General features: G+C 65.0%; 7 protein-coding genes. 6 read left to right on the top strand and 1 reads right to left on the bottom strand.

What is annotated here, in order from left to right; all coding sequences use genetic code 11:
* Nucleotides 1-271: 271 nt before the first annotated feature.
* The 6 genes from PUT80_RS41200 (at nucleotide 272) to PUT80_RS41175 (ending at nucleotide 5,099) form a co-directional block, all read left to right on the top strand.
* Nucleotides 272-745 carry a hypothetical protein gene (locus PUT80_RS41200; RefSeq protein ID WP_037815995.1) on the top strand — a complete coding sequence of 158 codons (474 nt, stop codon included), beginning with the start codon at nucleotides 272-274 and terminating at the stop codon, nucleotides 743-745.
* Nucleotides 742-1,383 (top strand): DUF3558 domain-containing protein, encoded by a 642-nt coding sequence (locus PUT80_RS41195; RefSeq protein WP_275295377.1) that lies wholly within the window; start codon nucleotides 742-744, stop codon nucleotides 1,381-1,383. Before PUT80_RS41200 ends, PUT80_RS41195 begins: the two co-directional genes overlap by 4 nt.
* Before the next feature lie 3 nt (nucleotides 1,384-1,386).
* Nucleotides 1,387-2,844 carry a hypothetical protein gene (locus PUT80_RS41190; protein ID WP_275295376.1) on the top strand — a complete coding sequence of 486 codons (1,458 nt, stop codon included), beginning with the start codon at nucleotides 1,387-1,389 and terminating at the stop codon, nucleotides 2,842-2,844.
* Nucleotides 2,845-2,852: 8 nt separating this feature from the next.
* Nucleotides 2,853-3,587 carry an ESX secretion-associated protein EspG gene (locus tag PUT80_RS41185; protein WP_275295375.1) on the top strand — a complete coding sequence of 245 codons (735 nt, stop codon included), beginning with the start codon at nucleotides 2,853-2,855 and terminating at the stop codon, nucleotides 3,585-3,587.
* Nucleotides 3,588-3,662: 75 nt separating this feature from the next.
* Nucleotides 3,663-4,592: an alpha/beta fold hydrolase gene (locus PUT80_RS41180; protein ID WP_275295374.1), complete on the top strand. Its 930-nt coding sequence runs from the start codon at nucleotides 3,663-3,665 to the stop codon at nucleotides 4,590-4,592.
* An 84-nt stretch (nucleotides 4,593-4,676) separates the two neighbouring features.
* Nucleotides 4,677-5,099, top strand: a complete 423-nt coding sequence (locus PUT80_RS41175) for a hypothetical protein (RefSeq protein WP_134668777.1) — start codon at nucleotides 4,677-4,679, stop codon at nucleotides 5,097-5,099.
* On the opposite strand, the gene PUT80_RS41170 is transcribed toward PUT80_RS41175, so the two are convergent.
* The gene (locus PUT80_RS41170; protein WP_343076917.1) at nucleotides 5,035-7,077 is read right to left on the bottom strand and encodes a translation factor GTPase family protein; all 2,043 of its coding nucleotides are present in this window, start codon (nucleotides 7,075-7,077) and stop codon (nucleotides 5,035-5,037) included. The genes PUT80_RS41175 and PUT80_RS41170 overlap by 65 nt on opposite strands.
* Nucleotides 7,078-7,183: the final 106 nt, after the last annotated feature.

The raw sequence follows: 7,183 nt of genomic DNA, 5'->3' as shown, positions 1-7,183 counted from the left end.
TTTCTACAACAGTGTGCGGCGGCACTCCGCTATCGGGATGCTCAGCCCCGACAACTTCGAGCAGGCACTCCGAACGGCTGCCTGAACCCCTCGTAAGCCCCTGTCCACCATTCGGGGTGAACCTCATTGGGCTGCTCGGCGTAGCGCACAGTGGGGTGAGTTTGCCTGTTTCCGGCACCCCGGTGTGAGCAGTTGGTTACAGTGGCATCCGGAGGGGCCTCTGACTGGTTGCCTGGTCAAGAGGCGGTGCACGGGCACGGGAGGGGCAGGCATGGCTGAGGACGGCCTGGGGAAAGCGATAGAAACGACCGGGTGGCTGACCGGGCTGCCGATCACCGTCGTGGGCACTGCGATGAACGTCGCTCAGGGGGTGTCGGACGCTGCCGCGGTGGCATCTGCCACGAAGGCAGGTGCCGGATTCACCCTGAGTCCGGATGAGGCTCGTTCGCTCCTCGAGCGGGCGAAGAGGCTCAGGGAAAACGTGGCGAAGATGCAGGCGGATGCGCAAGCGCTGGCCAGGCTCACTCCGCCCTCGCCGGACCCGGGAAGCGTGGGATTCAACCAGCAGGCGGTCACCACTTTCTCAGCGGGCAGGGACTCGCTGAATGCCATGGACCAGTACATGGTGGAGTTGATTGGCCGCCTGGAGAAGGCATTGGGCATCGTCAGCGAATCGGACAGCCATGCAGCTGCGGACGTGAAGGCTGTCGGAGAGACCGAGCAGGGCAAGGGGCTACTTGGATGAGGATGCGGTTCTCGGTCTCGGTTGTCAGCGTCGCGACGGCTGTATTGCTGGCGGGGTGCTCCGGCGGTTCGACGCCAAGTACTTCTCCTGGCGCGACGAATGCTCCCCCGTCATCTTCCGCAGCGGGCAAGACGTTGCCGTATGCGGGTGCTCCGAAGGTGGAGCATCCATTGCCGGAGTCGGTGTTGTCCGTGCATCCGTGTGACGGTGCGCTTACTTCGGAGCAGGTGAACACTCTTCTCGGGAAGCCGACGCAGGGTGAACATGCCGACAACCCAGCACTCGGGGCAGAGTGTCATTGGTCGAACAAGGATGCCGGCTCATTGGCTACGGTGCTCTATACGACCAAGGTGGCAGATGGGTTAAGCGCGGTATATGCGAACACGAAGCCACAGTCGAAGTTATGGCGCCCGTTGTCCCCTATTCAAGGCCTTCCAGCTGTAGCTTCTTCGGTTTATCAGCAGCAGGCAGGGAAAAATTCTTTCTGTCAAGTGACTGTTGGTATTAGTGACCAGAAAACAATTGATGCATCAGTCACGCTTGGCTATTCGCAGATCGGCAAGACGGATCCGTGTGATGCGGCGGCGGTCGTTGCGGACATGGTGGTCACCAATCTGAAGAAGAAGGCGGGTGAGTGACCGATGGGGTTCTTCGACTTCATCGGCGAGAGCGCCCAGTGGATTGGCGACCGGATCAGTGACGCGGATGACTGGGTCAACGATCGGCTCAAGGACGCTGGGAACTGGTTTTCCGACTTCTACCACGGGAACCTCGGTGATCAAGCTCTTCCGGCGCCGGCGATTGTGCAGCAGGTTCAGCAAGGGCCCGGAACGTCGTCGTGGGACAGTGGTAGTTCCATGGTTCAGAAGATGATCCAGGAGCACAACCAGAACAGCGACGACGCACAGCAGATCACCACCATGCTGGAATCTGTCTGGACCGGCGACGGTGCGGACGCGGCTCGGGCTCGGTTGAGGCCGTTGTCGGATGCTTCTTCTACTTCTGCGCAGGCGTACGTGGTCAATGGGCAGAAGTTGGTCGACACCACGCACGGCTACAACGACATGAAGATCGCGTTGCAGGCGATGCCTCCCACGCCTCCGCACAAGAATCTTTGGGACCAGGGGACTCCCTGGGACACTGATACCGAGAAGCAGATCAACGAGTACAACGCTGCTGCCAATCACAATGTCGAGCGGTATCAGAAGTACGCTGACCAGGCTAAGACCAATGGTCAGGGGTTGAATAGCAATTACGGTCAGGTTTCCGGGTTCGACGGGCAGAATCTCAAGATCGACTCCGGGGAAGATCGCGGCAAGGGCAAGACCGGGTCGCACGAGAAGGTCTATCGAAAAGGCGGGCAGGATTCTGGTGGGCCTGGGAGGGGGCCGGGGGCCGTTGGCGGGCCCGGGAATGGGCCAGGAACCAGCGGGCCAGGGACCAGCGGCCCGGGAACCGGTGGGCCGGGAACCAGCGGGCCTGGGGGTAGTGGGTCTGGGGTTACTGGCGGACCCGGTGGGGTGTCGTACCCGCCGGGAGGTGTCACGGTGCCGCCGGGGTATCGGCCGGGGGATGGTGATGGGACTTCGACGGCTGGGTGGACTCCGCCGTCGGTTGATCGGGGTGGTGGGTCGAACTGGACTCCGTCGACGCCGACTTCCTGGGGCAACGGCACCGGCAACAGCACCGGCACAGGCAACAGCGGCGGTAGTACCTGGACGCCGGGCGGGTTTGGGCCGTTCGGTGGAGCAGGCGAAACCGCGGGGCGCAGTGGCGGGATCGCGGCTCGGCTTGGCGGCGGTGCGGGTGCGGGCACAGGCACAGGCGTAGGAGCCGGAGCCGGGGTCGGCGCGGGTGAAGAAGGTGCGGTCCGCGGAGGGGCCGGAGCGGCGGGCAAGGGCGCGGCTGGAGCCAAGGGCGCACCCGGAATGGGTGGCATGGCCGGCGCAGGAAAAGGCAAAGGCGAGGAAGACAAGGAACACCAACGCAAGTACGGAATCGACGACGACTCGGCCTTCTCGCTCGTTGACGAGAACGGCGAGCGGACCCTCGACCCCCGGACCGGGCTGCCTCCTACGCCTCCGACGATTGGTGGTTGAGGGGCTCGATGACGATCATCGACAGACCGCTGCGGATGCCGCGGTCGGTGTTTTTGGCGCTGTGGCACGAGGAAAACCTCGGGAAAGCGCCGGTGGTGGTTGAGGACACCCCGATGTATCTCACCGAGGAAGGCGCGGCCGAGCGGGCGAAGCGGACGCGCGGGCTTCTCGAAGACCTTGGCGGGACGGCGGATGCGTTGCGAGGCACGCTCAAGCTGCTCGCGACGGCGCGGCATGAGGTGTACGGGTGGACTGACTTCGGCACCCATCAGGAGGACAACGGGGCGATTCTCGTCGCGGCGACCAAACCCGACGCCGTTCGGTTGATTACCGACTCGGAGTTCGTTCAGCTGGATCCGGTGTCGCCGGACGAGTTGGCGGCTTGTTTGGTCATGGCGATGCCGGAATGTCCGCCGGCCTCCGTGCGGGCGATGCGGGTCAGCCGGGAGTACTACGACAACGGCGGGGCGGACCCGTTGGCTGAGGAGGGTGGCGAGGCGGACGAGTTGCGGTATCTGATGCGGGCGCCGCGCGACGCGGTGCATCAGTTGCATGCCGCGGTCCGCGATGGGCGAGGCGAGCGGAGGTACAGCTCGCCGCTCTCGGTGCTTGATCTCAGTGGGCGCGGGCGGGTGTTGAGCTTCCAGACCACCAACGGTGGCGAGGCGCAGATTAGCGTCTACCCGGGAAATCGGGCCTCCTTGATCGATGCGGTGAACCGGGCACTCGTCAGTTTGCGATAAAAACTAGTAACCGCGTTTCCCTTTCTCGTGTTCCGCGTTAACCAAAGCGTCGGGTTCACAGAGAGGTGAAACGGAATGGGCGTACGCGCGTTCGGACGGGGCATGGTCCTCCTGGCAGCGGCGGTGGTCGCGCTCGGCGGGGGCACCGCGGTGGCAGCGACCGGGAAAGAACCGACCGGTCCGGTGCAGCCGAACATCATCGCCGCGGCGATCTACTCGGCCGGGCAGCCGACGATCGCGCCGCCGGGGGCCAACGACTGGAACTGCAAACCTTCCGCGGAGCATCCGAACCCGGTGCTGCTGTCCAACGGCACCACGGCCAACGCGTACGAGAACTGGGCGAACCTCTCCCAGCGGCTCGCCGACGAGGGGTACTGCGTGTTCGCGGGGAACTTCGGCGGGTCGCCGGGGGCGTTCCTGCAGACGGTGGGTCCGGTCGCCGGGACGGCGGGCCAGCTCGCGACCTTCGGGGACAAGATTCTCCAGGCCACGGGGGCCTCGAAGCTCGACGTCGTCGGGCATTCGCAGGGCGGGATGAACCCGCGCTACTGGATCAAGTACCTCGGCGGCGCGAGCAAGATCGGCAAGCTGATCGGGCTGTCTCCGTCCAACTACGGCACCAGCCTGTTCGGGCTGCTCACCGCGATCCAGGCGATCCCGCCCGCGCGCGATCTCGTCGGCGTGGCTTGTGCGGCTTGCAATGAGCAGTCGACCGGGTCGGCGTTCCTCAAAGATCTCAACGCCGGCGGCGACACAGTTCCGGGCGTCGACTACACCGTCATCCAGACCAGGTATGACGACGTTGTCACCCCGTACACCAACGCGTTCCTCAAGCCCGCGCCCAACGTGAAAAACCTCGTCCTCCAGGACGTCTGCGGGCTCGACTACACCGACCACCTCGGCATCACCTACGACCCGATCGCGCAGCGCGAGGTGCTCAACGCACTCGACCCGCAGCACGCGAAAAAGCCCAACTGCATGTTCGTGCCCCCGGTGATCAGCTGAGATACCCCCGCCCCGGGGTATAAACGCGAACACTTTCGCCGACCTGGTTGTGCGGACTCCGGCTCCGGTGTCACAGTCGGTGACATGTTCTGGCTGCTCCCCGACACCTGGACGCCGCACGACGAGGCCGAGCTGGTCGCCGGATGGCGGCTCTGGCTCGAGCTGAGCGACCGCGCGTGGCCCACCGCGTCGTGGGACGGCACCCCGTCCGGCGCGGTGGGTCCGTTGCGCGAACTGCTCGACGCGTGCGACGAAATCGAGAGCACGTGCCGGGAAACGGCCGAGCCGTCCGCGGAGTTCACGGACATCGTTCAGCCGCTGGTGCTGTGCGCGAGCGCGGTCATCTGCCTCTGGTGGGACGACCACGCCCCGCTCGACTCCACCCGCGCGAAGGCGCTCCACGAGGACCTGCGCCGGTTTTCGGCCCTCGCGGAGCGCGTTCTCACGCTGTTGTCCGCCCACGGCGGCTGGACGGAACTCGACCTGGCCCGCCGCCACCCGGCTTGAGCCGGTACTCGGCGAAACTGGTGACCAACGTGCCCTCGCCTTGGGTGAGCGCGGGCAGTGCTTGTTCCAATTCGTGCGCTGAGACGGCGGGGAGATGACCGTCCACAGTGCACCGATCGCCGGTGATCACTGGTTCGCCGGGGACTGCGCGTAGCTCGATTAGCTTGCGCAGTACGGCGCTGATCGCGGAAGCCGGAGCCTCCAGTTCGAACGCGTGGACTGGTTCGTACACGCGGGTTCCGGCTTGACGAAGCGCCTCCTGCAGAACCAACCGTGTCATGCCGCGGAAATCGCCGGCGGTGCTGGCTGGTGGGTAGAACGCGGTGTCGGTGAGGGTGACCACGCAGTCGATCACTTCCCGGCCGTGCAAACCCTCGTGCAGGACCTCGTGGACAGTGTCCTCAATGGCCGTGTGGAAGGAAAGCGGCAGCGAGCCTAGTTCGACTTCCAGCCGGTAGTCGGTACCGGAGCCGGGCGGGCCGGGTTCGACGCGGAGTCCGACGGTGGCCCAGAAGAACACACGCTCGTCCGGGGCGGGACGGCGCACGCGATGCCCAGTCCCATGTAGACGTTCGACCAGCAGCGGTCGTGACTCCTCGAATTCGGCGGCGATGCCGAACTCTTCGGCGAGGGTCGTCCGGATGACTTCTTTCTGTACCTCGCCGTACAGGCGGACGGTGATTTCCTGATCCTGTCGGCGGATGCTGATCAACGGGTCCTGTTCGGACAGTCGGGTCAGCGCGGTGTACAGCGCGCTGGTCTGCTCTGGATCGACCGGGTACACCAGCGTTTCCAGGCTCGGCGGGGCGAAGAACCGGTCCTGAGACAGGTCGGCGCTGTCGCCTAATCGGTCGCCGATCCGGATCTCCGGCAAGCCCCAGACGCGTGCGACATCTCCAGCCAGCGCCTCGCCGGACACGGGGGTCGCGCCGTGCTCGAACACTCGTACTGTCGACGGGCGGCCGACACCTTCCGCGCCCACGCGGCGGAAAGGTACCGGTCGGCGTGCTGCCAGGGTGCCGGAAAACATTCGTACGTAAGCGATTTTCTCGCCCGAGCGGCCGCGTTCGATTTTGAAGACCGTGGCGTCGAGCGGTCCGTCGCCGCGGCGTTCGCGAGATGGCAGCAATTCGTAAACACCAGCAATGAGATCGGCGACGCCAGCGCCGGTGGCTGCGGAGCCGAAGAAGACTGGATACACCGAGGCAGTGGATACCTGGCGCACCAATGCTTTTCGGTAATCCACAGGAGACGCTGTACCGGCTACATAGGACTCAAGGAAGACGTCGTCTCCGGCGAGAGCGTCGGCGAGTCGTTCGTCGAAGGGCAGTGGCACTGGGTGGGCGTTAGCGGTGCCGAGCTCCTTTACCGCGCTCATTGCGACACAATGCGGAGAAAGCTTGGTACGCAAGGATTCCAGCAGCGACGCTTCCCGCGCGCCGGTGCGGTCGATCTTGTTCACGAATACCAGCAACGGAATGCCGAGCCGGAGGAGCGTGCGCATCAGCACGCGGGTCTGGGCTTGCACTCCTTCCACTGCGGACACGACGAGTACCGCGCCGTCGAGCACGCCGACGGCGCGTTCGACCTCCGCGATGAAATCGGGGTGGCCGGGGGTGTCCACGAGGCTGAGCCGGTGGCCGGGCGTGCTGACCGCCACTACGGCGGACTTGATGGTGATGCCGCGCCTGCGTTCGAGGTCGAGCGAATCGGTCTGGGTGTCGCCGTCGTCGACGCGACCGGCATGGTCGATCACGCCGGTCTCGAACAGCAGACGTTCGGTGAGGCTGGTTTTACCTGCGTCGATGTGTGCCAGGATGCCGATGGTCAGTGTTTTCATGCGTGCGGAAGTCCTCAGCTGCGGGAGACAGGCCGAACTGGGGTCGATCGGACTGTCGGCGCATCGGGACTCCTCGCAGGTAGCGAACAACAGCGAACTACACGGCCGCGAGCAGCACATACCCGCGGTTATCGGCACGGTAGCGCCGGGCCGGGCGCGGTGTACAGCGAGTTTTCGGTGCCTGTCGGTTTCCTGTCGATCACTGGCTGACACCCCCGCGGCGGTGTTCAGCGCCCTACCGTGG

The sequence above is a fragment of the Amycolatopsis sp. La24 genome (genome assembly GCF_029087445.1).
GTDB lineage: Bacteria > Actinomycetota > Actinomycetes > Mycobacteriales > Pseudonocardiaceae > Amycolatopsis > Amycolatopsis nivea.
Note: the sequence above shows the minus strand (reverse complement) of the source record. Positions and strands in the feature narration are given on the sequence as shown.

What these genes read in the sequence shown, in the direction of transcription:
- PUT80_RS41175 (WP_134668777.1), top strand. Translation starts at nt 4,677, where the DNA reads ATGTTCTGGCTGCTCCCCGACACCTGGACGCCGCACGACGAGGCCGAG.
- PUT80_RS41200 (WP_037815995.1), top strand. Translation starts at nt 272, where the DNA reads ATGGCTGAGGACGGCCTGGGGAAAGCGATAGAAACGACCGGGTGGCTG.
- PUT80_RS41180 (WP_275295374.1), top strand. Translation starts at nt 3,663, where the DNA reads ATGGGCGTACGCGCGTTCGGACGGGGCATGGTCCTCCTGGCAGCGGCG.
- PUT80_RS41185 (WP_275295375.1), top strand. Translation starts at nt 2,853, where the DNA reads ATGACGATCATCGACAGACCGCTGCGGATGCCGCGGTCGGTGTTTTTG.
- PUT80_RS41195 (WP_275295377.1), top strand. Translation starts at nt 742, where the DNA reads ATGAGGATGCGGTTCTCGGTCTCGGTTGTCAGCGTCGCGACGGCTGTA.
- PUT80_RS41190 (WP_275295376.1), top strand. Translation starts at nt 1,387, where the DNA reads ATGGGGTTCTTCGACTTCATCGGCGAGAGCGCCCAGTGGATTGGCGAC.